Below are 26,488 nucleotides of genomic sequence, written 5' to 3'. Positions count from 1 at the left end.
GCCGGTGCCGCCGTAGACGACGAGCTTGTCCGGGTGCTCGGCGACCTCCGGGTCCAGGTTGTTCTGGAGCATCCGCAGGGCGGCCTCCTGCTGCCAGCCGAGAGCGGAGAGGTCGGTGCCGCGGGCCGCGCGGACGGGGCGTGCGCCTGTCATGGTGTTGTCCTTTCGGAGTGTGGAGTGGCCGGGTGTCAGCGGAGCCGGCCGGTGACCGACTCGGCAGCGCGCAGGGCCTCACCCGAGGCCACGTACTGCACGGCCGCCTCGATCTCGGGGGCGAGGTAGCGGTCGGTGCCGGGGCCCGGTACGTCGGCGCGGAGGCCCGAGACGACCGCGGCGGTGGCCGGGGCCGGGGTGAGCGGGGCGCGGAGGTCCAGGGCGCGGGCCGCCGTGAGGATCTCGATCGCGATGACGCGGGTGAGGCCGTCGATCGCCTTGCGCAGCTTGCGTGCTGCCGCCCAGCCCATGGAGACATGGTCCTCCTGCATGGCGCTGGAGGGGATGGAGTCGACGGAGGCGGGGGCCGCGAGGCGCTTGAGCTCGGAGACGATCGCGGCCTGGGTGTACTGGGCGATCATGTGGCCGGAGTCGACGCCGGGGTCGTCGGCGAGGAACGCGTTGAGGCCGTGGTTGCGGGCCACGTCCAGGAAGCGGTCCGTGCGGCGCTCCGCGATCGAGGCGACGTCGGCGACGGTGATCGCGAGGAAGTCCAGGACGGCGGCGACGGGGGCGCCGTGGAAGTTGCCGTTGGACTCGACGCGGCCGTCGAGGGTGACGACGGGGTTGTCGACGGCGGCGGCGAGCTCGCGGGAGGCCACCAGTTCGGCGTGGCCGAGGGTGTCCCGGGCGGTGCCGTGCACCTGGGGCGAGCAGCGCAGCGAGTACGCGTCCTGGACGCGGGTGCACTCCGGGCCGCGGTGGCTGGCGACGATCGCGGAGTCGGCGAGGACGGCGCGGAGGTTGGCGGCGCTGTCGGCCTGGCCGGGGTGCGGGCGCAGGGCCTGGAGGTCGGCGGCGAAGACGGCGTCCGTGCCGAGCTGGCCCTCGACGCTCATCGCGGCGCCGAGGTCGGCGGTGGCGAGCAGCCGTCGCAGGTCGTGGCAGGCCAGGACGAGGGTGCCGAGCATCCCGTCGGTGCCGTTGATGAGGGCAAGGCCCTCCTTCTCGTGCAGGGTGACCGGCGCGATTCCGGCGGCGGCGAGCGCCTCGGCGGCCGGGCGCAGCTCGCCGTCGGCGTCGCGGACCTCGCCCTCGCCCATGACGGCGAGCGCGCAGTGGGCGAGCGGGGCGAGGTCGCCGGAGCAGCCGAGGGAGCCGTACTCGCGGACGACCGGGGTGATGCCGGCGTTGAGCAGCGCGGCGTATGCCTCGGCGGTCTCCAGGCGGACGCCGGTGCGGCCGGTGGCGAGGGTGGACAGGCGCAGCAGCATGAGCGCGCGGATCACCTCGCGCTCGACCTCGGGGCCGGAGCCGGCGGCGTGCGAACGGACCAGGCTGCGCTGGAGCTGGGCGCGGAGCTCGGTGGGGATGTGCCGGGTGGCGAGGGCGCCGAAGCCGGTCGAGACGCCGTAGTGCGGGGTGACGTCGTCGGCCAGGGCCTCGATGACCTTGCGGCTGCGAGTGATCTCCTCCTGCGCCGCGTGGGAGAGCGTGACGGTGGCGCTGTGGCGGGCGACGGCCACCACATCGTCGGCGGAAAGCGCGCCGACGTCGATAACAACAGTTGACATGCCTCAATGAAGCACCAGGTCAGACCGCCTGTTCCATGCCTTCTGGAGGCTTTGTGTCTGGGATACCAGACATCTGTAGCCGATGGGCGGTACTGGGGTGCCCTGTTGCGGGCGCCCCGTCAGGGAGCGCCCCTTCAGGGGCGCGGGGAACTGCGCGAGCAACCACAGCGGCGCGGCACCGGGCCGCCGGACCGCACCCCGACGGCGGTTAATCTCGGCCCCATGGCAATCGTCCCCGCAGCCGCACAGGTCCTCGCGATCCTGCGTTACCTGGCCCGGCAGGTCGGGCCGGTCCCGGCGGCCACGATCAGCCGGGACGTCGGGCTGCCCCGTTCGACCACGTACCACCTCCTCGACACCCTCGCGCAGGACGGCTTCGTGGTGCACCTGGCGGACGAGCGCCGGTACGGCCTCGGCGTCAGCGCCTTCGAACTCGCCTCCGGCTACAGCCGCCAGGCCCCCTTCCAGCGGCTGGCCCGGGCGCCGCTCACCGCGCTGGTCGACCGCACGGGCCACAGCGCGCACCTCGCGGTGCTGCACGGCCGCGAGGTCATCTACGTCATCGAGGAGCGGGCGCCGGGACGGGCGCCGCTGGTGACGGAGGTCGGCGTGCGGCTGCCCGCGCATCTGACGGCCAGCGGCCGGGCCATGCTCGCGCGGCTGCCGGGTCCCCAGGTCCGCGCGCTGTTCCCGGACCCGTCCGCGTTCGTCGTCCGGCACGGCATCGGCCCCGGCTCGCTCTCCGCGCTGCGCCACCTGCTGGTGGAGGTGCGGCGCCGCGGGTACGCCACGGAGGAGGGCGAGGTCACCCCGGGCTTCTCCTCGGTCGCCGCGCCGGTGCTCGACCACGGCGCGCACCCGGTCGCGGGGGTCGCGGTGACCTACCCCGCCGCCGAGGTGCCGGCGGACCAGCAGGCGGCCATCGCCGAGCAGGTGGCCCGTACCGCCCGGGACCTGACGCTGCGGATCGGCGGGACGCTGCCCGCACCGTAGGACCCGTGTGCCGTAGGACCCGCGTCCCGTAGAAGCCGCGTCCCGTAGAACCCACGTCTCACGGGTGCATGCGCGCACCCTTGACGATCTTGTCGACGGCGTTCTTCGGCCCGTACACGGCCAGCCCCACCAGATCGAGCTGATCCCGGCCGACCGCCCGTACGGCGGCCCGGTTGTCCCGGTCGTTACCGGTCGCGAAGAGGTCCGAGGTGAACACCGAGAGGGCGACGCCCCGGCTGAGCGCACGGCCGTGCGCGGTGGTCAGCGTCTCCTTCGTCCCCTCGAAGACCAGCACGGGCTGGCGGAACATCCGCAGGTAGTCATTGCCGTCGGCGTCCGCGTACGGCTCCCCGATCACGTCGGGGATCTCCGTACCGATACCGCTGACGAGGAAGGCCGTCACGTTCAGCCGCTGCCAGGTCTCCAGGTCCTCGCGCAGCAGGACGGCGAGCTTGGTGTCGAAGCGGACGGGTGCGGGCTCGGGTGCGGTCGCGGGGTGTTCAGCGGTGTTCGGAGTTTCCATATCGTGGATTCTTCCGAGCCGGTCCCTGCCCGGTCTTGTACGTTCTTTGCATGGTCCGCCGTCCTCACCCGCAGGTCACGGCCTGGCGCCCGGCGGTGGCCGGCATCGCCGAGGTCTACCACGCGCACCTGACCGGCCACGCCTATCCCATGCACACCCACGGCGCGTGGACGCTGCTGATCGTCGACGACGGCATGGTGCGGTACGACCTGGACCGGCACGAGCACGGCGCGCTGCGGACGGGCGTCACGCTGCTGCCTCCGCACGTACCGCACAACGGCTCGCCGATCACGCCGGAGGGCTTCCGCAAGCGCGTGCTCTACCTCGATCCCGAGGCGGCGGGCCTGGGCGAGGAGTACATCGGGCTCGCGGTCGACGCGCCGGTACTGGAGGACGCCACGCTGCGCGACCGGATCCACCGGCTGCACGACGCCCTCGTCCTGCCCGGCGAGGAGCTGGAGTCCGAGAGCCGGCTCGTGTGCGTCACCGAGCGGCTGCGGCAGCACCTGACGCGGCGGCATCTGGCGCGGCGGGACGCGCCGGCCGCGCCGCCCGCCGCTGGTCCGGGCCTCGCCCGGCAGCTACGTGACCTGCTCGACGCGCGCCTCGCCGAGGGGCTGACCCTCCAGGAGGCGTCCGGGCTGCTGCACGCCCATCCGGCACACCTCGTACGCGCGTTCAGCCGGGAGTTCGCCATCAGTCCGCACCAGTACCTCACCGCGCGCCGTGTCGACCTCGCCCGGCGGCTGCTGCTGGACGGCATGGCGCCGCGGGACGCCGCGGCCGCCGCGGGCTTCCACGACCAGCCGCATCTCACCCGGCACTTCAAGCGTGTCCTAGGCGTCCCGCCGGGACACTTCACCGACCGACGCCCGGCTCCAGCGCCGTCACGCTGAACTCCCCACCACAGACCCGCAGTTCAGAGGTACGAAGCGTCATCGCGTCCTTGGAGCCGGGCGGGTAGGTCTGCAGAAGGTACGGGCTCTTCCAGCACGGCTCGTCGTTCAGCCCGTCCTGGATGGTGTGCAGTACGGCGTACGCGCTGCCGCCCGGCTTCAGGGTGACGGCCCGGCCCGCCGCGCCCTCACGAGTGGCGGGCTTGCCGATCATCTGGCCGTCGCGCTGGATCAGCGAGACACCGGGGTAACCGCGCAGCGTGCAGGCGGTCTTGCCGTTGTTGGTGAACACCAGCGGGTAGCGGATGTTGCCCGCCCCGACGTCGGCGCGGCCCAGCCGCAGGCCCATCTCGTCGGCGGTACAGCGGTCGGACGAGGTGTCGGTGGACGCGGCGGCTGCGGTACGCGCCGAGGCCGTACGCACGGCGGTCCCCTTCGGGGCCTGGCCGGAGGGGGACTGTGAGGCGGCCTCGGACGACGAGCCGGAGGCGGCCGAGGAGGAACCCGAAGCCGACCCCGAGTCGGACGCGGCCGCGGACGAGGGGGCCGACGCGCCGGTCTTCACGCCGGAACCGTCGTCCTGGCAGGCGGTGAGCGCGAGCGCCGCCGCGGCGGCGATCAGCGTGGCGGTGGCGGCCTTGCGGCCGCGGCGGAGACTGGTGTGGTGCGACATGGAAATCCCCTTACCGGGTCGGTACGTACGGTCCCTTCGGTAACCGCACCAACTACCTTGCCGAGTCCCACTGATGAGCCACTAACACACCACTAACGCACCATTCACGCCGCCGGTCGGCCCGCTTCGTGCCGGGGCCCGCCCGCTTCGTACAGCCGTGCCAGCAGCTCGTCCAGCTCTTTCACCGTAGCGCCGTCCACCAGCCGGCCGTCCTGAATCCTGGCGGTCGCCTGCGGTATCAGCAGCCCGTCCGGCACCAGCCGCGCCCCCATCATCGTGAGGGTCTCGCGCACCCACGCCTGCGCGCGGTCGCCGCCCAGCGCGGACGGGGACGCACTCACCACCGCCACCGGCTTGTCGTACAGCTGCCCTCCGCCGACCAGCCACTCCAGGGCATTCTTGAGCACACCGGAGGTGCCATTCGCATACTCCGGCGTAGCGATCAGCACCCCACCCGCACCCCAGCCCGCTCCCGAAACTCCACGACCTCGGACGGCAGCACGCCACTCTCCTCGACGTCCTGGTCGAAGAAGGGAAGCCGGCCGAGGCTCGGCTCGATGCGCATCCCGCCTCGCGGAACCCACAGCTCCCCCGCGGCCCGCAACACGGCGGCATTCAACGACCGTTCCCGCAAACTCCCGCACAACGCAAGGATGTCCATCGCGCCAACTTACCCCGGTGCGACGGTCGTCGGCCCGATCCCCGATGCGGCGGCCGCACCGCTCCCCGCGAGGAACACCTCGGCCCCGTTCTGCCGCGTACCCCAGCCCGTCTTCGCGCAGGTGGCAATGCCGTACCAGCGCAGCCAGCGCAGCACCGTCCAGGCGAGGACGATGGCACCCGGCATGGCGAGCCAGGTCACGAGCCGGGAGCGGATGCGCTCGTCGGAGCGGATGATGCTCAAATACCGCAGCCCCTGCGCCCAGCCGATGAGGAACGGCACGATCAGCATCGTCACCGGCGGCATGTTGCGGTACGCGATCGGTTCGACGATCAGCATCCAGACGGTGACCATCTGGGTGAGCACCATCTGAATCCACCGCATGGTGTGCAGCCAGAACGCGGGGCGCGCCGGGGAGAGGTACCGCATCCGCCAGACGGACCGGATCGTGGAGCCGCGCATCCACCGCAGGTACATCCGGTTGAAGTGGGACCACTTCTCCGGCATGGCGGTGAAGCAGATAGCGGACGGCTGCTGCACGGTGAGGCCGCGCTCCTGCGCGTACAGGGTGAGCATGCTGTCGTCGGAGAAGTTCACGGGCCGGCCCATGAACGTCTCGTTGAGGTACCCGTCGAGGTTGTCGCGAATGATCCCGGCCCGATACGCGGCGAGTGGCCCGGAGTTGACCATGACGGCACCGACCGCGGACTGGCCGGAGCGGTCCACGAGCTGACAGACCACGAACCACAGATCGGTGATCCGCACCAGCCAGTTGGCCCGGTTGTTCGTCGCGATGACAATGCCGGCGACGGACTGCACACGCGGCCGGGAGAACGGGCTCAGCGCCTCATCGATCGCATTGGGCGCGAAGCAACTGTCACTGTCGCAGGTGATGTAGATGTCGGCCTCGGGGCTGACGCGCACGGCGTGTGCCTGCGCGTGCCGCTTGCCGCCGTTGGGCACCCGCTGCCAGGTCGTGGCAACGCCCGCCTCCCGCGCGGCCCACTCCCACCACACCCGCACCTCGGCGTAATCCCCATTGGTGGAACCGTCATCGACGATGTGCACCGCATCCGGCAGTCGACTCTGCCGCAGAAAGGATTCCAGCCCCAGCCGCAGGTATCCGGGGTCCTCGTTGTAAACAGGCACCAGGATCGCCACATGCAACGCGTCGAGCTGCCGGGCGAGCCTGGGCGTGAGCTTCCTCGGACGTTCGAGGTGGTACATGAACGTCTGCAGCAGAAAGATCAGGAACAGCGCGATCCACACGACCGTGAGGCGGCTCGCCAGCGCGCCGTCGTGCGCGACCGCGAACGCGGTGAGCGCATGATGACCGGCCCAGGCCGCTGCCGCGAGCATGACGACGATCCCCGACAGAACGGTCAGGGACCGGTGCTGATGCGCCGCCAGCACTGGCACGCCACGGCGTCTGCCGCTCACCGGCGGCGCCGGCGACCCGAGCCGCGCCGCGCACCGGAGGCCGCACCGACGACCGCCCCATGCCCGGCTTCCAGCCCACGCCGGTAACGAAAACGAACCACCAGAATCGCCCCGAGCACCACGGCAACGGCCGCGGCAAGCATCCAGCCCCCGAGCGGATACGTGATCCCACCGATGACGACCGCGGGCATACCCGTCTGCGCTAACTGCCCATGTCCGGACATAAGAGACTCCCCCCGAATGAGTGAAGAAATCGTGCAGGATGTATATATCACGTAAGTAGTGTGACTGAAGTCCCCTACCGGGATACGGACGATCAACCGTCAGAGACGTCCGGAGGAGCACCCGGGGCGGGTATGCCGAAGGACGCCAGCGCAGGTGATGGGCACAACGTGTACGTGCAGGCCCAGGTCGAGAGATACGGCTGGGGCGTTTCAACGGCAAGCAGAAGAAGCCCGCGTGCAAGGACCAGCTGAGCTACAACGGAGCGGCCCTGTACACCAACGACGCCTGGATACGCGTGTACCGCCGGCCGGGGCCATGCCCGGCCCACTGGGGAAACACCATGAATACGACAGAAGTGCTGGCTGCCCGCGGAGTTGATCTCTCCTACGGCTCCACGCCCGCGGTGCGCGACGCGCACCTTTCGCTCGCGCCCGGCGAGGTGACCGCAATCACCGGCGCCAGCGGCTCGGGCAAGTCCTCGCTGCTCTACTGCCTCGCGGAGTACTGCCGCCCGAGCGCGGTGACGTGTGGTTCGAGGGACGGCCATTCAGCAAACCGGACGACGAGGAGATCAGCACCCTGCGCCGCGAGCGCTTCGGCTTCGTCTTCCAGTACGGCGAGTTGCTGCCGGAGCTGACCGTGGAGGAGAACACCGCCCTGCCGCTGCGGCTGGCCGGTCGGCGCAAGGCGCCTGCTCTCAAGGTCGCCGTCGAGGTACTGGACCGGGTCGGCATCGCCGAACTACGCGGGCGGCGCCCCTCGCAGATCTCGGGCGGGCAGAGCCAGCGCGTGGCCGCCGCCCGTGCGCTCGTACACCGGCCGTCCGTGGTGTGTTCGCGGACGAGCCGACCGGCTCGCTGGACAGCGCCAACGCCGGTGCGTGCTGGAGGAGTTCCTGTCCCTGGCCCGCTCGCAGGGCACAGCCGTCTTCCTAGTCACACACGATGCCGACGCGGCGGCTCGGGCAGACCATCACTGGACGATGACGGACGGTGTCCTTTCCACGACGGGAGCCGCCGCGTGAGGGGAGTTCCTCCTCAGGCTACGTCTGCTGCTCGGCTCTAGGCGCGGTGCGCGGGCACGCTTCTGGCTCATGACGCTGGGCAGTTCGTCCTCCTCGCCGCCGTCCTCGGAACGCTCCCCCTGGCGGGCCGCCGAATCGACCCGGAACTGATCCGCCGGGACTGAGTCGCCCCCCATCCCCACGGTCTGATCATATGATCGGGCCGTGGGGATGGCTGATACCGCTCGTGAAAGTGCAGACGTGGACCGTTTTGATACGCGTTTGCTCATCTCACCGGCCTTCGGAAGTCCAGACGCCCGGCAACACTGGGCGGACACTCTTGACCGGTCCGTGCACTTCAGTGATGCGCGATACGCCGGGCATCTGAGCGCTGACCAACTGCGGCTCCTGCACACTCTGCACCCGGACGGGACTGCACGCTTCTGGGGAGCAACACCCGGCCACGACGCCAAGATGGCTCGCGTCATCACCGGCGACGTCGTGCTGTTCACCGGCAAAAACCGAGTACGAGCCGTCGGCGAGGTAGGGGCCCTCTTCCGGAATCGTGCATTCGCCGACGCCCTCTGGCCGCCCGGACCGGGCGGGAAGAGCTGGCACACCGTCTACAGCCTGCGCGAATTCCAACTCACCGACATGCCCTACGAGGAACTGAACGCGCTGCTGAGTTACAAGGCCGACTTCAAGTACCCGGGGCAACTGGTGCTGTCGGGCGAGCGTGCCAGGGCCGGCATCGACGGACTGCTCATCACCACGCGCACGTCCCTGGAGAAGGCAGGGGCTGCGACACCGGTCGCAACGGTGCGCTCCATGCCGGTCGAGCAGCAGCACACCCATTCCGTCGCCGTCCGGCTGGGCGAGCGGCAGATGCTGTTCCAGCGCAGGGAGGCGGCGTTGGTCACCGCTTACCGTGCCACCCTGGCGAACGCACAGGCGGAACGTTTCTCAAGCCCAGCCGGCATCTGTGACCTCTACGTGAACGGGCCGATGGGGCACGAAATCATAGAGGCCAAGAGCCGCGTCGAGCACAATTGGATACGGGCTGCGCTCGCTCAACTCCTCGACTACGCACGCCATGCGCCGCATCCGGTCATGCGTCTTTCCGCATTGCTCCCGGACAGACCGGCACAGGAGGGCCTGAACCTCCTGCACCACTACGGTGTCGACAGCATCCATCGAGAAGAGGACGGGAGCTTCCATCGCCTCGCCGCTCCGGAGGCGCGCCGCCGGGCCATGCGGGAGCTGTGGTCGTCGCGGTAAAGATGACGAGTGGTTCAGGCGGCCAACCGACCGTCCTTGACGGCACAGTCACAACATCCCAGGATCCAAGACGCCCTGGGCGCCGGCGACGCCCTCGCGTCCGCGCTGACACGGGCAGGCATCCAACTGCCCGCGATGGACGTCCGGACGCCGTGCCGAATCGCTGAGTGCCCGCGTCGCCGAGATCAACGTCCGCAGCCGGAAGGCCCGCGGCTGAGGGACGCGTCCGCGCCAGGGATCGGCGCCGCCGTCAGCGGCCCTTCCCCTCCGGCACCAAAATCGCCACGCACTCCACATGATGTGTCATCGGGAACAGGTCGAATGCCTGGAGGCGCTTGGGGACGTAGCCCGCTGTGGCGAAGTAGGCGAGGTCTCGGGCGAGGGCGGCCGGGTCGCAGGCTACGTAGGCGATGCGGCGGGGGGTGAGGGAGGCGAGGTGTTCGACCGTCTTGCGGCCGGCGCCGGCGCGGGGCGGGTCGAGGACGACGAGGTCGACGTCGGTGATGCCGGTGCGCGGGAGGATCTGGTCGACCTTGCCGTGTTCGATGCGGACGCGGTCGACGTCGGCGAGGTTGTGGCGGGCGTCCTCCACCGCGCGCTTGCCGGACTCGATGCCGAGGACGGCGCCCTTGTCGCCGACGCGGTCGGCCAACGCGCCGGCGAAGAGGCCGACGCCGCAGTACAGGTCGAGGGCCATGTCGCCCTTCTTGGGCATCAGGCCGCGCATGACCGACTCGACCAGGAGGTCGGCGGCCTGCGGGTGGACCTGCCAGAAGCCGCCGTTGCCGACGCGCCAGGTGCGCTCGGCGGCGCGTTCGCGGACGAAGGGGCGGCCGTGGACGCGGTGCACGCCCTTGTCCTTCTCGCCGATGCGCATGACGGAGACGGGCTTGTCGAGCTCGACGATGGGGAGGCGGCCGCCGGGCTTGGGGGTGAGGATGACCTGGCGGTCGTGGGAGCCGGTGGCGGCGATGGCCTCGACTGTGGCGATCTGGGGCCACTCGCGCTTTTCGATGCCGAGTTCGGAGACTCCCGGAGCCGCGATCATGCAGTGGTCGATGGGCTGCACCTCGTGGGAGCGGTGCTTGCGGAGGCCCGCGTGGCCCTCGGCGTCGATGGCGTACTGGACGCGGGTGCGCCAGGCCGGTACCTCGCCGGCGGGGACCTTGTCGCCGGGCGCGGGGACGACCGTGCCGTCCCAGCCGGCCTCCTCGGGGGTCAGACCCGCGAGGCGCTGGAGCTGCTCGGCGATGACCTCGCCCTTGAGGCGGCGCTGGGCGCCGGGCTTGGCGTGCTGCCAGTCGCAGCCACCGCAGCGGCCGGGGCCGGAGAAGGGACAGGGGGCCTCGACGCGGTCCTTGGAAGCCTCCAGGACCTGTACCGCGTCGGCACGGAGGAAGCGGGCGCCTTCCTCGCCGTCGGTGACCTTCGCGATCACGCGCTCGCCCGGGAGGGCGTGGCGTACGAAGAGGACCTGGCCCTCGTCCGTGCGGGCGATGCAGTGGCCGCCGTGGGCCACGGGTCCGACCTCGACCTCGTACTCCTCGCCGACCAGGGACTTCTTCGGTTCTTCCGGCATGGCGAGTGAGCTCCAAAAAACGGGGGGTGGTGCGGCGGGACAACAGCCTTCAAGTCTACGTCCCGCCGTACCACCCCATTGACCACCGGGGCGTGCCCCTACTTCTTGGTGGCCGCCTTCTCCTTCTTCGGTGCGGCGACCGGGCCGCGGCGGACCGAGCCCGGCGCGTTCCACTCGGCGCGCTTGCGGGCGCGGACCTTGGCGGCCTCGGAGGAGTCGAGCTGCCAGGGGACGGAGGTGACCATGACGCCCGGGGTGAAGAGCAGCCGGCCCTTCAGGCGCAGCGCGGACTGGTTGTGGAGCAGGTGCTCGTACCAGTGGCCGACGACGTACTCCGGGATGAAGACGGAGACCGCGTCGCGCGGGCTCTCCTTGCGCAGCGACTTCACGTACTCGATGAAGGGGCGGGTGATCTCCCGGTACGGGGAGGCCAGGACCTTCAGCGGTACCTCGATGCCGCGGCGCTCCCACTCCTCGCGCAGCGCCTTGGTCTCGGCCTGGTCGACGTCCACGCTGACCGCTTCGAGGGAGTCGGAGCGCATCAGCTTGGCGTAGTTCAGGGCCCGCAGGGTCGGCTTGTGGACCTTGGAGACCAGGACGATGGAGTGCACGCGGGAGGGGCGGGCGACCTCGTCGTCGGGCGAGTCGGCAGCGGCGATCTCGTCGGCGACCCGGTCGTAGTGCTTACGGATCGCGGTCATCGTGACGTAGAAGATGACCATGCCGAGCAGGGCCACCCAGGCGCCGTGGCTGAACTTCGTCAGCAGGACGACGACCAGCACGAGGCCGGTGAAGGTGGCACCGAAGGCGTTGATCGCCCGCGAGCGGTGCATCCGGCGGCGCTTGGCCGGGTCGTTCTCCGTGGTCAGATGGCGGTTCCAGTGCCGGACCATGCCGATCTGGCTGAGCGTGAAGGAGACGAAGACGCCCACGATGTAGAGCTGGATCAGCCGGGTGGAGTCGGCGCCGTAGATGTAGACGAGTATCACCGCGGCGCCGGCGAGCAGCACGATGCCGTTGGAGAACGCGAGGCGGTCGCCGCGGGTGTGGAGCTGGCGCGGCAGGTAGCGGTCCTGCGCGAGGATCGAGCCGAGCAGCGGGAAGCCGTTGTACGCGGTGTTCGCGGCGAGGAAGAGGACCAGCGCGGTGGCGGCGGCCAGGATGACGAAGGGCGCCGTGCCGTCGCCGAAGACCGCGGCCGCGACCTGCGAGATGACGGGGTTCTGGGTGTAGCCCGCGCCGACCGGCTGTCCGTTGTGCAGCAGGTCGGTGGCCGGCTTCTCGGCCATCTTCACGCCGGTGGTCATGGCCAGCACGATGATGCCGCAGAACATGGTGACGGCCAGGCCGCCCATCAGGGCCAGCGTCGTGGCGGCGTTCTTGGACTTGGGCTTGCGGAAGGCGGGCACGCCGTTGGAGATCGCCTCGACGCCGGTGAGCGCCGCACAGCCGGAGGAGAACGCACGCAGCAGGAGGAAGACCAGCGCGAAGCCGGCCAGGCCGCCCTGCTCGGCGTGGATCGTGTAGTCGGCGGTGGGGGCCTTCATGGCGTCGCCCATGACCAGGCCGCGGAAGGCGCCCCAGAGGATCATGGCGAAGACGCCGACGACGAAGATGTACGTCGGGATGGCGAAGAGCTTGCCGGACTCCTTGACACCGCGCAGGTTCATCACGGTGAGCAGGACGATCATCGCGATGGCGCAGAACGTCTTGTGCTCGACCACGAAGGGGATCGCCGAGCCCAGGTTCTCCACTCCGGAGGAGATGGAGACGGCGACGGTGAGGACGTAGTCGACCAACAGCGCACTGGCCACGGTCAGGCCGGCCTTGGGGCCGAGGTTGGTGTTGGCGACCTCGTAGTCGCCGCCGCCGCTCGGGTAGGCGTGCACGTTCTGCCGGTACGACGCCACGACCGTGAACATCAGCACGACGACCGCGACGGCGATCCAGGGGCTGAAGTGGTACGCCGACACGCCTGCCACGGACAGGACGAGCAGCACCTCCCCCGGCGCGTACGCCACGGAGGAGAGAGGGTCGGAGGCGAAGACGGGGAGTGCGATGCGCTTCGGGAGAAGGGTCTCTCCCAGCTTGTCGCTGCGCAGTGCGCGCCCGATCAAGATGCGTTTGGGCACGTCGGTCAGTTTGGACACGCAGAGGATGCTAAGCCTTCGTCAAGGCCGTCGCCCACCCGCCACCCGTGGGGGCAGGGCACCTGCCGGGGATGCCGCCCGACTGGTCCGCGCGGCCGTCGGGGGGCTCCACCGGGGGTACGGAATCCGTCGTTCCATGGTGCCGGACGGCGGGGTACGGAGCCGTCCCGGGTCGCCCGAACGGCGGAACTGCCTGCCCGGAGCGGGGTGTCCACACCCTCACCCCCGTCGAGGGTGGGGACAACCGATCCGCTGCGGACGGCCCGGCGGGCGCGCAGACCCCTGATGCTGCGCCGCCCGCCGTGCACCCGCCGGTGCGTCCCGATGGTGGCATTCGCCACGGCCTCGGCACATTGCCGGTTCCCGGCAATCTTTACGCGATTTTGATGGCTCACCGACCGGCACTTGCCCCGTCGGACGGCCCGCAGGAGGCCGGTGCGGACCGGACGTCCGGGGGAACTACAGCGGCCGGTCCGGCCAGCCCAGTACGCGCGCGCCCATCGCCGCCGTCTCCAGCGTGTAGCGCTGCAGCCCGTCGGCCGGGTCGTAGCCGGTCAGTTCCTTGATGCGGGCCAGCCGGTAGGACAGGGTGCGCACGCTGACCTGGAGCCGCCGGGCCGCCTCGGCGTTGACGTACGCCGTCGCCGCGCAGGCCCAGATCGTCTCCAGCAGCGGCCGCGCCCCGCCGCGCCCCTCGGTCAGCGGTCCCAGCACGCTGCGCACGAGGTCGGCCATGGCGGCCCGGTCGCGCAGCAGGACGGGGAAGACCAGCAGGTCGGCCGCGTGCAGCACGGGTTCGGCCAGCTCGAGCTGGGTCGCCAGCTCCAGCGCGCCCAGTGCCTCTTCGTACGAGGTGACCACGCCGCCCGCGCCGGCGTGCGGGCGGCCGAGCGCGACCCGGTGCGCGGCGTGTCCGCCGGGCCCGTCGGTGCGCGCGTACTTCGCGAAGGCTTCCAGGGCGCCGTCCCGGCCGCCCGCCGCCACGCACACCAGCCGCCCGGCCTTGGTGGCGATCAGCACGTCGCGGTCGCCGAAGCGGGCCAGCAGCTCGCGCTCCACGCGCCGGGCCACCGCATGCAGGTCGTCGAAGCGCTCCGGGCCCTCCGCGACGCCCACCGCGTGCTCCCCCGCCAGCCGCAGCCCGAAGCGCTCGGCGCGTTCGGCGAGCCGGCCGAGGTCACTGCGCCCGTAAAGAAGGTCGTCGACGAATTCGCGGCGGGCCGCCTCCTCCTGTCGGACCGCGAGCCGCTGTGCCCGCTCGTGGCCCTCGCCGAGCGCGGCGACGGCCGCCTCGACGGCCGCGAGCAGCGCGTCGCCGGTACGGGCCCGCTCGGCGGCGCCCGCGGCCCGCGCCACACCGGGCAGCGAGGTCCACAGCCGGCGGGTCTCCCCCAGATAGCGGCCGACCAGCTCGCGCAGGCTCAGGCCCTCCTCGGCGGACCGCTCCCCCAGCTCGCGCAGGACGTCCAGCTCCTCGCGGCGGAGCAGCCGCCCGGTCCTGGACACCTCCGCGAGGAGGCCGGCGTACTCGCCGAGGCCGTGCGGTTCCGCTGCGCCGCGCTCCACTTGTCGTGCTCCCTGCCACCGCTCGTCCCGGCATCCGTGGGAAGCCGGTTCCGGAGCCTTGATTGCCGACTCCCGGACAGCAGGACGCTATCAATCCTGCCGGGTTCCGGCAGATCCGCTCTGCCGGGATCCGGCGGGGTGCGGACGGCGGCCGAGCAGTTCGCCCAGCCCCTCGCGGGTGGCGGCGATGACCACGCGGTCCTGGGGGCGCAGGACGTAGCCGGGCGGCAGGTCGCGGACCAGCCGGGCGGGCTCCCAGCGCTGCCCGCCGGGGCCCGGCATGTTTTCGGGGTCCTCGGCGGGGTCCGGGGACGCGCCGATGTTGACGGCCACCAGCCGCAGCCGCCCGGCCCGGAACACCTGGTCGGCCCGGCGGCCCACCAGCTCGGTCTGGCCGCGCACGTCGACGTGGGCGACGAGCAGCAGCCGGCGCTCGACGGGGACGGCGCCGAGGATCTGGCGGCCCATCATGGCGCCGGCGAAGGCGGGCGCGGCCAGGAAGGAGACGCTGCGGCTGCGGGTGACGGCGGTGGGGTGGGCGGCGCGCAGGGTGCGGTAGACGGCGGTGGCGAACCGGTCGTCGAAGAGCCGCAGCGTCACCCGGAGCTGCGGCTTGACCGACCTGGCGTACAGCGACGCCTCCAGGTTCGTGCCGTCTTCGCTGGTCAGCGCGAGGAGGGTACGGGCGCGGGCGATCCCGGCCGCCTCCAGTACGCCGTCCTCGGTGGCGTCGCCGAGGACGGTCGGCACGCGCAGCCGGCGGGCCAGCGGGATGCCGCGTGCTTCGGGGTCCTCCTCCACGCAGACGACGGGGACGCCCAGCTCGCGGAGCCGGGCCAGGACGCGGGTGCCGACCTTGCCGAGGCCGAGGAGGACGACGTGGCCGGAGAGGCCGCGCGGCGGGCGGCGCAGCGAGGCAGCGCTGCGGAAGGTGCCGAGCGCTTCGAAGGCGGCGGCGACCAGAACCGGCAGCAGGAGGAGACCGGTGAGGCCGGACAGCAACTGCAGCACCTTGCGGGCCGGGCCCTCGTCGAGCGCCGGCTCGTTGATCGCGAAGAGGTCCAGGAGGGAGAGGTACGCCGCGTGCAGCGGTTCCTCGCCGGTGGTCAGCGTCGAGACGACGGCCAGGATCAGTACGGTGCCGACGAGGCCGGCTATCGACCAGCGCAGCCGCCGCGAGAAGAGCGAGCCGAGCGGCGCCCCGCGTCCTACGAGGCGGCGACCCGACGGCCGGCGCCCGCGGTAGGAGACGGTCTCCAGCTCGATGGTGGCGCGCCCGGCGGCGGCCGCGGCGGTGGCGTCGTCGGGCAGCAGCGTCGGCCCCTCGTCGTCGGCCGCGCGCCGGTGGGCGGTGCGGCCGCCGTGCCGGGAACGGCCGCCCGACGGGGGCGGGGCCGGCGCGGGGCCGCCTTCGTGCGCCGTCTCGTCCGAGGCCGAGGGGGAGAGCAGGGCGAGGGTGGCGAGGCCGCGGCCGGCGGCGCGCGGCGGTGACGGCGCCCCGGGGGTGTGCTCCACGGCCCGCAGCAGCAGCCCGTCGACCTCGATGACCTTGCTGGTGCCGGCCACGGCGGTGGCGGTGAGCGCGGGCGCGACCGTGTCGGCGTCGGAGAGGACGGTGGTGGAGGCGTCGATGTCGGAGGTGTCGGACCAGACCACGGCGGCCGCCTGGTCCAGCAGCTCCTCCAGGTGCTGGCCGAGCCGGCGGTTGTAGAGGCGGATGACCAGCCGGAGCCGGGGGTTCATGCGGCGGGCACGCAGCGCGGCGTGGATGTTGGTCTCGTCGTCGTCGTAGACCAGGGCCAGCGCTCCGGCCTCCTCGACGCCCGCTGCGGTGAGCGTCTCGTCGTCGGGCTCCGGCGCTTCCAGTACGCGTACCGGTCCGGCCTCCTCCGTGTCGTCCGGCGCGCCCGCGCCGTCGGCGGGTCTCGTGTCGTCGGGGGCGCTTCCACGGCCCACCGCGGCCGTCATCCGGCCGAGGAACGCGCCGGCCCGGCCCAGGCCGCCGCGGGCCGGCTGCGGGACGCGGGGCCCGCGCGGGTCGCGTACGGAGGGGACGACGAGGGTGACCCGCTCGCGGTACACCTCCCGCAGCTCGACGGCGAGCCGGTGGGCCAGGGAGTCGTCGCCGCACACCACCATGTGCGGGGTGGGCGGGGTCGGTTGGGACTGCTGTGGCACGGGTGACAGTGAGGACACGTCGCCCAGCATGCCTTCCGAAGATCACGAAGGCACGGCCCGGCCCGGCCTCCGGGGACCCGGCGGCGGCCCCGGGAACCTCCGCAGCCACTGCCGAATTCCCCGTACGCAGTTCTCGTACCGGCTGACACGATTTCTTGCCGTATTCGCACTGAATTCCCCGGGACTCGGATAACGCACTCTGTCCGAATGCCCGCTTGAAAAGGCCGGCGCCGGGCGCGGATGCTGCTGGCGATGCCTTGCGGCACATCGGCGGCAGCAGACGAAAGGGCGGAGTCATGCCCGGCACGCTCAGGGACCAGAAATTCGACGCGCTCTTCGAGATGTTCGACAGGGAAGGCCAGGGATATCTCACGCGGGAGCGGTTCTTCCGTTTCGCCGAGGGAATAGCGGGGCTGCCCCCGCGGGGCGACAACGAGAACGCGGCGGCGGTCCGTGCCGGCTTCGAGAAGTGGTGGAAGCTGCTGGTGCCCTCCGGGGGCTCCGGTCCGGACACCCGGATCGACCGGCAGGAATTCATCGCCCGCATGCGGTCCCTCGTCTCGTCGCGCGCGAATCTCGACGACGCGGTCCTGGCCATCGCCGATGCCCTGATGCGCGCACTGGACACGAACAAGAACAGGACGCTGAGCCTGGACGAGTACCGGCGCATTTACACCCGCGCCGGCGTCGACACCGCACACAGCGAGGAAGCATTCCGCCGGCTCGACCGGGACGGCGACGGCGCCATCGGGCACGACGAATGGCGGGAGGCGCTCCGCGAGTTCTTTCTGAGCGACGACGCGGACGCGCCGGGAAACCAGTTGCTGGGGCCGCTGCGGCCGCCCACCGGCTGACATGCCCGGGCGCGGCGGGGAATCCGGCACGGCGTACCGGGATCTGCTGCACCACGATCCCGGCCGGCAGGCGGACGACATGCTCACCCGCGCGCTCGACCACTGCCTGCGGCACCAGCAGGAGGACGGCGGCTGGCGGACGCCGCCCGACCCGCGCGTCACGGAGACCGCCCTGGCCTGCCTGGCCCTGTCCCGGGAGGCCACCCCGGCGGCCCGGCACGCGGTCCGCCGGGCGCGTCAGTGGCTGCGCACCGCGCGCCCCCAGACGCACCATCCGCTCGCCCAGTACACGGAGGCCCTGCTGTCCGACCTGGCCTGCGGTACGGGTGACGGGTACGGCCTCGCCACGGAGGCGTTCACCGGCCCGGTCTTCGCGCCCCGGCTCCGGCTGCTGGCCGTCCTGCGGGCGTGCGCGGAGCGGGTGGTGCCGGACGGGGCCGGGCACGAGCCGGTCACGGCGGCCGGCCTGCGGGCGCTCCGCGCCGGCCTGCGCACGGCACTGGACGGGGCATGCCGGTCCCGGCTGAAGTCGTGGGCGCTGGTCGACCTGCTGGCCGAGCACGCGCTCGTCGAGCGGTACTTCGGTGACGCGCAGAACGCGGAAGCGGCCGCGCGGCGCCTCGCCGACCTCCAGGCGCCGGACGGCTCGTTCTACGGGAACGTGCTGAGCACGTCCCTCGCGCTGCTGGCGCTGCGCGCGATCGTCCCGGCCGGCACCGCGCGGTACCGGGCCCGCGGCTATCTGCTCACGGCGCAGCACCCGGACGGCACATGGCGCTTCCTGACCACCGATGTGTGGGACACCCAGTTGACGGTACGGGCGTTCCGGGGCGAGCCCGACTTCGACGTGCAGGGCCTCCCCCGCGCGCTGGACTTCCTCCGCGCGGCCCAGCGGCCCGACGGCGGCTGGCCGTGCCGGCAGGGCCTGGAGTCCGACAACGACAGCACCGCGGCGGTACTCATCGCCCTCGCCGGCCTCCCGGAGGCGGCGGACGCGGCGCGCCACGCGCTCCACCACCTCGCCGGGCAGCAGAGCGTCGCGGGACTGTGGTCCACCTGGCAGGCGGCGGGTGACCCGCCGGCCCCGGACGTGGTCGCGCACGCCGTCACCGCCCTGGACCGCTACCGCGGCCGGCACCGCGTCCCCACCGGCGCGGCCCGCCGCTGGCTGGGCGCGTACGCCGGGCGCGCCGGGTCCGGCGGCGAGGGCTGGGCCGCGAGCTGGTACCGCGGCGCCCCCTACGCGGTGTGCGAGATCGCACCCGCGCTGCCGGCCGGACACCGGGCGGTCCGCGCCGAGCTGACTCGCCTGGCCGCGAGCCGGCGGCCGGACGGCGGGTGGGCCCACGGGCCTGACACCGACAGCCTGCCGTCGGCCACCGGGCTGGCCCTGGCGGCGCTCTGCCGGGCGGGCGGCCCCGGCGGCGAGGCACCAGCGGCCGGGTCCGGCACCGGGCTGCGAGCGGCCCTCGCGTACCTGGCCGCGGCGCAGCGGCCGGACGGCAGCTGGCCGGGCCGCCCGGAGATGTACGGCCCCCGCCCGCTGCTGACCCACTGCCCCACTCAGACCTTGGCCTTTACGGCCCTGGGCCTCACGGCCGTCCGGGACACGCTGCGCGGGCCGCGGCGGGGAGCAGGCCGGTGACAGACTGAGGAGCCTGCCCGTCTCCTGGTGAACGCCCGCCTCCTGGTGAACCCCGTCCGGTGAACGCCCCGCCCCGCGCGTCACCCGAACCGGCAAGGAGTACCGCAGTGACCGACCCCACCGGACCGCCGGCCGCGGACTACCCCGCGCCTCCCTGGAGGGCACGCGGCGTGCTGTGGATGACTGTCCTCACCGCGCGCGAGGCGCCCGAGCTGCCCGCCGACCTCAGTCCCGTCGGCGGCCGCCGCACGCTCCTCCTGTTGCTCGTGCGCTACACGGAGGGCTCGCTGCGGTACGACGAGTTCGCGGTCGGCTCCCTGGCCCGCCGGGGCCGCCGCGTGGGGCTGTTCTGCCACCGCATCTGGGTGGACTCGCCGGCGTCGCTGCGCGGCGGACGGCGGCTGTGGGGCATCCCGAAGGAGCTCGCCCGCTTCTCGTGGGACGCGGAGACCGTCCGCATCCGCGACGGCAACGGGCCCGTCGCGGCCCTCCGTCTGGGCCCGCACGGGCGGGCGCGCGTCCCGGTCCTCCGCGCCCCCAGCAGCGGGTTCGGCCGGATCGGCGGCAAGCGGACGTTCCTGTGCGGGCAGGTCTCGGGGCGCCTCGGCCGGGGCCGGCTCCGCGTCCTGGACTGGCACCCGCCCCTGCCGGACCTCGCGTCCCCGTCACCTCGCTGCACGCTCTCCATCTCCGCCGCCCGCTTCGTCTTCCCGGCGGGGACCCGCCTCGGACCGGCCGGCTCCCCGGCCCCGACGAACCCGCGCCCGACGAACCGGCGCCCGAAGGGCAGCACGTGAAGCGCAGCGCCTGAAGGGCAGCACTCCCTCCCTCCGGCGGGCCGGTTACGGTGGTGTCGCACATCAGCGGGGGCAACTCCCCCGTTGCCGCATAAGCTCGTGACCGGGCGGTACCGGGGCCACGGCGCCCCGGGCGGACCGGTACGCCGGAAAGAAAGTAGTGAGCAGGGTGTTGAGGCAGGCCAGCGGGCCTACGAGGAGTGCGGGGTAAGCGGACGATGCACATCGTCATCATGGGCTGCGGGCGCGTCGGATCCGCGCTCGCGCAGACCCTGGAGAACCAGGGTCACACGATCGCCGTGGTCGACCAGGACCCCACCGCCTTCCGGCGACTGGGCTCCTCTTTCGGGGGCCGCCGGGTGACCGGCGTCGGCTTCGACCAGGACACCCTGCGCGAGGCGGGGATCGAGGAGGCCGGCGCGTTCGCCGCGGTCAGCAGCGGCGACAACTCCAACATCATCGCCGCCCGGGTGGCCCGCGAGATGTTCGGCGTGGAGAACGTCGCGGCCCGCATCTACGACCCGCGCCGCGCCGAGGTTTACCAGCGCCTGGGCATCCCGACCGTGGCCACGGTCCGCTGGACGGCGGACCAGATGCTGCGCCGGCTGCTCCCCTCGGGCGCCGAGCCGCTGTGGCGGGACCCCAGCGGCGGCGTGCAGCTCGCCGAGGTGCACACCGACGCGTCCTGGGTCGGCCACAAGGTCAGCCGGCTCCAGGAGGAGACCGGCGTACGGGTGGCCTTCCTCACCCGGCTGGGCGAGGCGATACTGCCGACCTCGCAGACCGTCCTGCAGGAAGGCGATCTGGTGCACGTGATGATGCGCACCGACGAGGTGGAGAAGGTCGAGGCGGCGTTCGCCGAAGGGCCCGAGGAGGCAGGCGCATGAGGGTCGCGATCGCCGGAGCAGGAGCCGTAGGCCGCTCCATCGCGGGCGAGCTCCTGGAAAACGGCCATGAGGTCCTGCTCATCGACAAGGCGCCCACCGCCATCTCGGTGGAGCGGGTGCCGCAGGCGGAGTGGCTGCTGGCCGACGCCTGCGAGATCACCTCGCTGGACGAGGCGGCGCTGCAGCGGTGCAACGTCGTCATCGCGGCGACCGGCGACGACAAGGTCAACCTCGTCGTCTCGCTGCTGGCCAAGACCGAGTACGGCGTGCCGCGCGTGGTGGCCCGCGTCAACAACCCGAAGAACGAGTGGCTCTTCAACGAGGCGTGGGGCGTCGACGTGGCGGTCTCCACGCCGCGGCTGATGTCCGCGCTGGTGGAGGAGGCGGTGAGCGTCGGCGACCTCGTACGGCTGCTGCGCTTCAGCCACGGCGACGCCAACCTCGTCGAGCTGACGCTGCCCCCGGAGGCGGCGCTGGCCGGTACCCAGGTGGGCGACGTGGAGTGGCCCGAGGACACCTCGCTGGTGACGATCATCCGCGGTACTCGCGTGCTGACTCCGAACAAGGAGGACGCGCTGGAGGCCGGCGACGAGCTGCTGTTCGTCGCGGCGCAGGCGCGGGAGGAGCAGCTCGAGGACCTGCTTTCCGTGCGGAAGCCGACGGAGTAGACGGTAGACCGACCGACGGCGGAGGGCCCGGAACCGTACGGTTCCGGGCCCTCCGCCGTCGTATCAGGGGCGCGGGGAGTGTCGATATGCGGCTCCGCCGCGAGGGCGCGCCCACCCACCGCGGCGCCGCACCGGCGATGACTGCCGCGGTTATACGTCGCGGGTCGTCGGCTCTTGAGCGCGGACGCGCTCCTCGGCCTCCATCTCCGCGATCACGTCGATCGGGGCCGGAGCCTTCGCCAGGAAGATCCAGGTCAGGTAGACGCAGAGCAGGAACGGCGGGATGCCGAGCGCGACCTTGACCCAGCCGAGCTGGGTGGCGTCCCCCCACCAGTACAGCGGGAAGAGGATCGCGGACTTGGCGAGCAGGATGAAGCCCCAGGCGTAGGTGGACTTGGTGTACGCCTTGAAGCGGCCGGGGTTGCGCGTCCGCCAGGAGAGGTTCTCGCGCAGCATCGGGCCGAGCAGTACGCCGATGAGCGGGTACTTGAAGAGCGCCGAGAGCACGTACACGACCGCGAGGCCCAGCGTGTAGAGCATCCCCGGCAGGTAGAAGTTCTTCGCGTCCCCGGACATCATCGCGAAGACCGCGCCGATGGCCACGCCGAAGACGCCGCTGAAGGCGTGCTTGAGGGTTTCCCGCCGGGCGAGCCGGGCCAGCGCCAGCACGACGGTCAGGCCCAGCGCGATGATCGCGGCGAGGTGGATGTCCCGCTTGATCGTGTAGATCAGCACGAAGACCAGTCCGGGGACCGTCGTGTCCACCATGCCCCAGACGCCGCCGAACGCCTCCAGGATGGCCTTTTCGGCGGCTGCCTTATCGGCCTTTCCGTGCCCGGCGGCGGGCGCTTCCTCGTTGCTCGTGGTCGTCTTCTCGAACGACGTCACCGGCTACTCCTGTCCGAGCGGTCGGAGTTCGTACTTCGGATTGAACAGCACCCGGCGTCCGTGGCTCATGGAGATCCGGCCGGAGGCGATGAGCTTACGGCCCGGCTCGATACCGGTGATGGCGCGCCGTCCGAGCCAGACCACGTCCAGCGCCGCCGAGCCGTCGAACAGCTCGGCCTCCAGCGCCGGCACCCCGGCCCGGGGGCGCAGCGTGACGTGCCGCAGCGTACCCGTGACCTTCACGATCTGACGGTCGTCGCAGTCGCAGATCCGCGTACAGCCCGCGTTCTGCGCGTCCTGCTGCAGCTCCGCGGACTGCAGCTCCTCCTCGGAGGAGGACAGTCTGTCGAGCAGCCGGCGGAAGCGTCCGGCCGGCTTGTCGGAACGGGTCCCAGCACTCATACAGCCAGCGTACCGGCCGTCTCGCCCCGGGATCACGGGCCGGGAGCCGCGAACACGGACCGCTGCCGGCGGCCGACACCGCGTACGGATCACCGCATACGGATCACTGTTCGAAGCGGTAGCCCATGCCCGGCTCGGTGACGAAGTGCCGGGGGTGGGCCGGATCGGCCTCCAGCTTGCGCCGCAGCTGGGCCATGTAGACGCGCAGATAGTTGGATTCCGTGCCGTACGAGGGGCCCCAGACCTCCTGGAGCAGCTGTTTCTGGCTGACCAGGCGGCCCGTGTTGCGGACCAGTACCTCCAGGAGGTGCCACTCGGTGGGGGTGAGACGGACGTCGCGGCCGCCGCGGTTGACCTTCTTGGCGGCCAGGTCGACGGTGAAGCCGTCGGTCTCGACCAGGACGGCGGCGTCGGCGGGCCCGGTGGGCTCGGCGCGGCGCACGGCGGCGCGCAGCCGGGCCAGCAGCTCGTCCATGCCGAACGGCTTGGTGACGTAGTCGTCGGCGCCCGCGTCCAGCGCCTCGACCTTCTCGTCGGAGGTCTGCCGGGCGGAGAGCACCAGGATCGGCACTCGGGTCCAGCCGCGCAGGCCCCGGATCACGTCCACGCCGTCCATGTCGGGCAGGCCCAGGTCCAGGACGACCACGTCGGGGTGGCGGGCGGCGGCGAGCCGGAGCGCGGTGGCGCCGTCGGGCGCGGCGTCCACCTCGTACTTGCGCGCCTTGAGGTTGATCACGAGGGCGCGGACGATCTGCGGCTCGTCGTCGACCACGAGCACCCGGTTCATCGGGCCTGCCTTTCCCGCGGACGGCCGGAGGCCGCCGCAGTCGGTGTACGGGGAGCGGGCGCGGTCATGTCGTCGCCCGGGCGGGGAGGCCGGGGCTGACCGGCGGGTGGCCGGCCGCGGCGCGCAGGGTCAGGACCATGGTCAGCCCGCCTCCCGGGGTGTCCTCGGCGGCGAGGGTGCCGCCCATGGCCTCGGCGAAGCCGCGGGAGACCGCGAGGCCGAGGCCGACGCCGGCGCCGCGCGGGGCGTCGCCGTAGCGCTGGAACGGCTCGAAGATGCGGTCCTTGGCGGCGTCGGGGACACCGGGGCCGCGGTCCACGACGCGTACCTCCACGCGCTCGCCCAGCGCACTGGCGGCGACCGTGACGGGCGCGCCGTCCGGGCTGTACTTCACGGCGTTCTCGACGAGGTTGGCGACGCAGCGCTCCAGCAGCCCGGGATCGACGGCCACGAAGGGCAGCGCCTCGGGTATGTCCAGGCAGACGCTGCCCTCGGGGACGCCGCCGAGCGCCATCGGGACGACCTCGTCCAGGTCGGTGTCGCGGATCAGCGGGGTGACCGTGCCGGTCTGCAGCCGGGACATGTCCAGGAGGTTGCCCACCAGGTGGTCCAGCCGGTCGGCGCCGTCCTCGATACCGGCCAGCAGCTCGGCCTCGTCCTCCTCGGACCAGGCCACGTCGTCGGAGCGGAGCGAGGTGACGGCGGCCTTGATGCCGGCGAGAGGGGTGCGCAGGTCGTGGCTGACGGCGGCGAGCAGGGCGGTACGGATGCGGTTGCCCTCGGCCAGCTCGCGGGCCCGCGCCGCCTCGCCGACCAGCCGCTGGCGGTCCAGGACGACGGCGGCCTGGGCGGCGAAGGCGCCGAGCACCCGGCGGTCCTCGGCGGGCAGCTTGCGGCCGGTGAGCGCGAGGGCCATGTGGTCGCTGACGGGCATGTCCACGTCCGCGTCCTCGGGGCGGCGCGGGGCCATGGCCTCGCCGACGCTGCCCGCGCATGTCCACGGCTCGACATCACTCTCGCGTTCGAGGAGGGCGACGGCGTCCATGGCGAAGGTCTCGCGCACGCGTTCCAGCAGCGCGTTCAGCGTGGTCTCGCCGCGCAGCACGCTGCCGGCCAGGAAGGACAGGATCTCCGCCTCGGCGCGCAGCCGGGCGGCCTGGTGCGTACGGCGGGCCGCCAGGTCCACCACGGAGGCGACGGCCACCCCGACCGCGAAGAAGATCGCGATGGCGACGATGTTCTCGGGGTCGGCGACGGTGATGCTGTGGGTGGGCGGCGTGAAGTAGAAGTTCAGCAGGACCGAACCGACGGCGGCGGAGGCGAGCGCGGCCAGCAGCCCGCCGAGCAGCGCGGCCGCCACGGTCAGGAACAGGAAGAGCAGCACATCGTTGGCCAGCCCCGGGCCGCTCTCGAGGCTGTACAGGAACAGCGTGAGCAGGACCGGGCCGAGCACGCCGGTGAGCCAGCCGGCCAGCACGCGGGAGCGGCTGAGCCGGGCGCCGCGCGCGACCGGCAGGCCGCGCCCCTTGGCGACCTCGTCGTGGGTGACGATGTGCACGTCCAGGTCGGGCCCCGAGTCGCGGGCGACGGTCGCTCCCACCCCGGGCCCGAAGACGTACTGCCACGCCTTGCGGCGGCTGGAGCCCAGCACGATCTGGGTGGCGTTGACGCCGCGCGCGAACTCCAGCAGGGCGCTGGGCACGTCGTCGCCGATGACGTGGTGGAAGCTGCCGCCCAGGTCCTCGACAAGGGTGCGCTGGACGGCCAGCTCCTTGGGCGAGGCGCCGGTGAGCCCGTCGCTGCGCGCGATGTAGACGGCCAGTACCTCGCTGCCGGAGCCCTTGGCGGCCATCCGCGCCGCACGGCGCAGCAGCGTCTTGCCCTCGGGGCCGCCGGTGAGGCCGACGACGATGCGCTCGCGGGCCTGCCAGGTGGAGCGGATGGAGTGCTCGGCGCGGTACTGCTGGAGGTACTCGTCCACCCGGTCGGCCACCCACAGCAGCGCCAGCTCGCGCAGCGCGGTGAGGTTGCCGGGGCGGAAGTAGTTCGACAGCGCGGCGTCGACCTTGTCGGAGGCGTAGATGTTGCCGTGCGCCATACGGCGGCGCAGCGCCTGGGGCGACATGTCGACAAGCTCGATCTGGTCGGCGCGGCGGACCACCTCGTCGGGGACGGCCTCGCGCTGCCGGACGCCCGTTATCGACTCCACCACGTCACCGAGTGACTCCAGGTGCTGGATGTTGACGGTGGAGATCACGTCGATGCCCGCTTCGAGCAGTTCCTCGACGTCCTGCCAGCGCTTTTCGTTCCGGGAGCCGGGGACATTGGTGTGCGCCAGCTCGTCGACCAGCGCGACGGCCGGCCGGCGGGCCAGTACCGCGTCCACGTCCATCTCGGTGAACGCCGTACCCCGGTGGCTCAGCTCCCGGCGCCCCAGCTCCTCCAGGCCGTGCAGCAGCACTTCCGTACGCGGCCGGTCGTGGTGCTCCACGAACGCGACGACGACGTCCGTGCCGCGCTCCAGGCGCCGGTGCGCCTCGGAGAGCATCGAATACGTCTTGCCGACACCCGGCGCCGCGCCGAGATAGATGCGAAGCTTGCCGCGTCCCATGGCCTCATTGTCTTACCTGCGAGCCGCCCTCCACGGGGCCGTTTCCGCAGCCGACAC

General features: G+C 72.2%; 23 protein-coding genes and 1 pseudogene. 9 read left to right on the top strand and 15 right to left on the bottom strand.

The annotated features are described in order from the left end of the window. Positions 1–153: hypothetical protein (locus IG84_RS39885; protein WP_157848898.1), on the bottom strand; the 153-nt coding region annotated here is incomplete at its 3' end. A 35-nt stretch (positions 154–188) separates the two neighbouring features. After that, positions 189–1,727 (bottom strand): histidine ammonia-lyase, encoded by a 1,539-nt coding sequence (hutH, locus tag IG84_RS0117245; protein WP_031057563.1) that lies wholly within the window; start codon positions 1,725–1,727, stop codon positions 189–191. A 222-nt stretch (positions 1,728–1,949) separates the two neighbouring features. On the opposite strand from hutH, the gene IG84_RS0117240 reads away from it, so the two are divergent. Beyond that, positions 1,950–2,720 (top strand): IclR family transcriptional regulator, encoded by a 771-nt coding sequence (locus IG84_RS0117240; RefSeq protein ID WP_031057561.1) that lies wholly within the window; start codon positions 1,950–1,952, stop codon positions 2,718–2,720. Between the two features lie 58 nt (positions 2,721–2,778). Here the strand turns inward: IG84_RS0117240 and IG84_RS0117235 are convergent, their stop codons facing one another. Further along, positions 2,779–3,243: a DUF2000 domain-containing protein gene (locus IG84_RS0117235; RefSeq protein WP_031057558.1), complete on the bottom strand. Its 465-nt coding sequence runs from the start codon at positions 3,241–3,243 to the stop codon at positions 2,779–2,781. Positions 3,244–3,293: 50 nt separating this feature from the next. Between IG84_RS0117235 and IG84_RS0117230 the strand changes: the two genes are divergently transcribed. Then, positions 3,294–4,139, top strand: coding sequence for an AraC family transcriptional regulator (locus IG84_RS0117230; RefSeq protein WP_031057555.1), 846 nt, complete (start codon positions 3,294–3,296; stop codon positions 4,137–4,139). On the opposite strand, the gene IG84_RS0117225 is transcribed toward IG84_RS0117230, so the two are convergent. The 4 genes from IG84_RS0117225 to IG84_RS38025 form a co-directional block, all read right to left on the bottom strand. Then, positions 4,102–4,812 carry a DUF4232 domain-containing protein gene (locus tag IG84_RS0117225; protein WP_245659381.1) on the bottom strand — a complete coding sequence of 237 codons (711 nt, stop codon included), beginning with the start codon at positions 4,810–4,812 and terminating at the stop codon, positions 4,102–4,104. The genes IG84_RS0117230 and IG84_RS0117225 overlap by 38 nt on opposite strands. Before the next feature lie 104 nt (positions 4,813–4,916). Next, on the bottom strand, positions 4,917–5,261 hold the full coding sequence (locus IG84_RS41835; protein ID WP_051861850.1) for an NADPH-dependent FMN reductase: 345 nt from the start codon (positions 5,259–5,261) through the stop codon (positions 4,917–4,919). Next, complete coding sequence (locus IG84_RS41830; RefSeq protein WP_051861848.1) at positions 5,255–5,473, bottom strand: NADPH-dependent FMN reductase; 219 nt, start codon at positions 5,471–5,473, stop codon at positions 5,255–5,257. The genes IG84_RS41835 and IG84_RS41830 overlap by 7 nt, the downstream gene beginning before the upstream one ends. A 9-nt stretch (positions 5,474–5,482) precedes the next feature. Beyond that, on the bottom strand, positions 5,483–6,892 hold the full coding sequence (locus IG84_RS38025; protein WP_245659380.1) for a glycosyltransferase: 1,410 nt from the start codon (positions 6,890–6,892) through the stop codon (positions 5,483–5,485). A gap of 586 nt (positions 6,893–7,478) precedes the next feature. Here IG84_RS38025 and IG84_RS39880 point away from each other — a divergent pair. Continuing rightward, positions 7,479–8,203: pseudogene (locus IG84_RS39880) on the top strand (ABC transporter ATP-binding protein). 163 nt (positions 8,204–8,366) lie between these two features. Further along, positions 8,367–9,419: a hypothetical protein gene (locus IG84_RS38920; RefSeq protein WP_157848896.1), complete on the top strand. Its 1,053-nt coding sequence runs from the start codon at positions 8,367–8,369 to the stop codon at positions 9,417–9,419. Positions 9,420–9,669: 250 nt separating this feature from the next. Here the strand turns inward: IG84_RS38920 and IG84_RS0117200 are convergent, their stop codons facing one another. The 4 genes from IG84_RS0117200 to IG84_RS0117185 form a co-directional block, all read right to left on the bottom strand. After that, positions 9,670–10,998 (bottom strand): class I SAM-dependent RNA methyltransferase, encoded by a 1,329-nt coding sequence (locus IG84_RS0117200; RefSeq protein WP_031057540.1) that lies wholly within the window; start codon positions 10,996–10,998, stop codon positions 9,670–9,672. 98 nt (positions 10,999–11,096) lie between these two features. Then, positions 11,097–13,148 carry an APC family permease gene (locus IG84_RS0117195; RefSeq protein WP_031057537.1) on the bottom strand — a complete coding sequence of 684 codons (2,052 nt, stop codon included), beginning with the start codon at positions 13,146–13,148 and terminating at the stop codon, positions 11,097–11,099. A gap of 459 nt (positions 13,149–13,607) precedes the next feature. Continuing rightward, positions 13,608–14,714 carry a PucR family transcriptional regulator gene (locus IG84_RS0117190; protein WP_031057535.1) on the bottom strand — a complete coding sequence of 369 codons (1,107 nt, stop codon included), beginning with the start codon at positions 14,712–14,714 and terminating at the stop codon, positions 13,608–13,610. A 90-nt stretch (positions 14,715–14,804) separates the two neighbouring features. Then, the gene (locus IG84_RS0117185; protein ID WP_031057531.1) at positions 14,805–16,922 is read right to left on the bottom strand and encodes an NAD-binding protein; all 2,118 of its coding nucleotides are present in this window, start codon (positions 16,920–16,922) and stop codon (positions 14,805–14,807) included. A 266-nt stretch (positions 16,923–17,188) separates the two neighbouring features. Between IG84_RS0117185 and IG84_RS38015 the strand changes: the two genes are divergently transcribed. From IG84_RS38015 to IG84_RS0117160, 5 genes are all read left to right on the top strand, one after another. Further along, positions 17,189–17,746 (top strand): EF-hand domain-containing protein, encoded by a 558-nt coding sequence (locus tag IG84_RS38015; protein WP_037800394.1) that lies wholly within the window; start codon positions 17,189–17,191, stop codon positions 17,744–17,746. 1 nt (position 17,747) lies between these two features. Next, positions 17,748–19,391 carry a prenyltransferase/squalene oxidase repeat-containing protein gene (locus tag IG84_RS0117175; protein ID WP_051861845.1) on the top strand — a complete coding sequence of 548 codons (1,644 nt, stop codon included), beginning with the start codon at positions 17,748–17,750 and terminating at the stop codon, positions 19,389–19,391. Positions 19,392–19,498: 107 nt separating this feature from the next. Beyond that, positions 19,499–20,188 carry an acetoacetate decarboxylase family protein gene (locus tag IG84_RS38915; RefSeq protein WP_051861843.1) on the top strand — a complete coding sequence of 230 codons (690 nt, stop codon included), beginning with the start codon at positions 19,499–19,501 and terminating at the stop codon, positions 20,186–20,188. Positions 20,189–20,406: 218 nt separating this feature from the next. Continuing rightward, a complete protein-coding gene (locus IG84_RS0117165; protein WP_031057521.1) occupies positions 20,407–21,075 on the top strand; it encodes a potassium channel family protein in 669 nt (222 codons plus the stop codon). Next, complete coding sequence (locus tag IG84_RS0117160; protein ID WP_030260896.1) at positions 21,072–21,743, top strand: potassium channel family protein; 672 nt, start codon at positions 21,072–21,074, stop codon at positions 21,741–21,743. Before IG84_RS0117165 ends, IG84_RS0117160 begins: the two co-directional genes overlap by 4 nt. 150 nt (positions 21,744–21,893) lie before the next feature. On the opposite strand, the gene IG84_RS0117155 is transcribed toward IG84_RS0117160, so the two are convergent. The 4 genes from IG84_RS0117155 to IG84_RS0117140 form a co-directional block, all read right to left on the bottom strand. Beyond that, entirely contained in the window at positions 21,894–22,631 is a 738-nt protein-coding gene (locus tag IG84_RS0117155) for a DUF3159 domain-containing protein (protein ID WP_037800393.1), read from the bottom strand. Between the two features lie 3 nt (positions 22,632–22,634). Then, positions 22,635–23,033, bottom strand: coding sequence for an OB-fold nucleic acid binding domain-containing protein (locus IG84_RS0117150; RefSeq protein ID WP_031057515.1), 399 nt, complete (start codon positions 23,031–23,033; stop codon positions 22,635–22,637). Positions 23,034–23,136: 103 nt separating this feature from the next. Beyond that, the gene (locus IG84_RS0117145) at positions 23,137–23,820 is read right to left on the bottom strand and encodes a response regulator (protein ID WP_030260888.1); all 684 of its coding nucleotides are present in this window, start codon (positions 23,818–23,820) and stop codon (positions 23,137–23,139) included. A 64-nt stretch (positions 23,821–23,884) separates the two neighbouring features. Further along, positions 23,885–26,431 (bottom strand): sensor histidine kinase, encoded by a 2,547-nt coding sequence (locus tag IG84_RS0117140; RefSeq protein ID WP_031057512.1) that lies wholly within the window; start codon positions 26,429–26,431, stop codon positions 23,885–23,887. Positions 26,432–26,488 lie beyond the last annotated feature (57 nt).

This window comes from Streptomyces ochraceiscleroticus (assembly GCF_000720485.1).
In the GTDB taxonomy this organism is placed as follows: Bacteria; Actinomycetota; Actinomycetes; order Streptomycetales; family Streptomycetaceae; genus Streptomyces; species Streptomyces ochraceiscleroticus.
This window is presented reverse-complemented; position numbering and strand designations above follow the sequence as displayed.